The organism is Algoriphagus sp. UBA3586, assembly GCF_002376385.1.
Lineage (GTDB): Bacteria > Bacteroidota > Bacteroidia > Cytophagales > Cyclobacteriaceae > Algoriphagus > Algoriphagus ornithinivorans.
On the sequence record NZ_DFMT01000013.1, the window covers coordinates 230,214 to 231,261 of the forward strand.

Annotated in this window: 1 protein-coding gene; it reads right to left on the reverse strand. The window is 47.0% G+C overall.

Going from position 1 to position 1,048, the window contains the following annotated elements:
* On the reverse strand, positions 1-1,048 hold a 1,048-nt coding region (locus B2906_RS04140; RefSeq protein ID WP_422652859.1), incomplete at both ends, for a DUF7507 domain-containing protein.

A 1,048-nucleotide genomic window follows, 5' to 3' on the forward strand; every position in this document is an offset into this window, starting at 1 on the left:
GTCAATGTATATGTAATCACCTGACCTACCGCACTCACCGAACTCAAATCTGATGTCTTGACAATCGAGATAGAAGGACTCTGATCTACCGTTACTATCGCTTCATCCTCTGCAGTTACTGGTTGCTCATTAAAGTTTGTTGTCGCAGTCGCAACGTTCACAATACTTCCTCTATTCAAGTCAGCTGCAGTAACCGTATAGCTGGTTTGGAAGGTCACAGACTGATTTGCATTCAAAGAAGGAATGGTCTCAGTAAAGCCTGTCAGCGGATCATTCACCACAATGTTTGTCAGGGTTACATTACCTGTATTGGTTACAGTCAATGTATATGTAATCACCTGGCCAACTGTGCTCACCGAACTCAAATCTGATGTTTTGACAATCGAGATAGAAGGGCTTTGACTTACTGTTACAGTTTCTTCATCTTCAGCACTGATCTCCTCTTCTCCGTAAGTCGTCGTAGCTGTCGCCACGTTGCTTACAAAGCCTCTGTCCAGATCTTCCTGAGTCACCGTATAGCTGGTCTCCAGCTCTTCAGATGCTCCCGGTGCCAGACTTGAGATCGTCGCGTTGAATCCGGTCAGCGGATCGTTCACCACTATATCTGTCAGCGTCACGTTGCCGTCGTTGGTCACAGTCAAGGTATAAGTAATCACCTCACCTACCTCACTGATCGACTGCTTGTCTGCTACTTTGTCGATTATCAATGATGGCATATCCGCTACCACTACTGTTTCTTCATCTTCAGCACTGATCTCCTCTTCTCCGTAAGTCGTCGTAGCTGTCGCTACGTTGCTTACAAAGCCTCTGTCCAGATCTTCCTGAGTCACCGTATAGCTGGTCTCCAGCTCTTCAGATGCTCCCGGTGCCAGACTTGGGATCGTCGTGTTGAATCCGGTCAGCGGATCGTTCACCACTATATCTGTCAGTGTCACGTTGCCGTCGTTGGTCACAGTCAAGGTATAAGTAATCACCTCACCTACCTCACTGATCGACTGCTTGTCAGCTACTTTGTCGATTATCAATGATGGCATATCCGCTACCACTA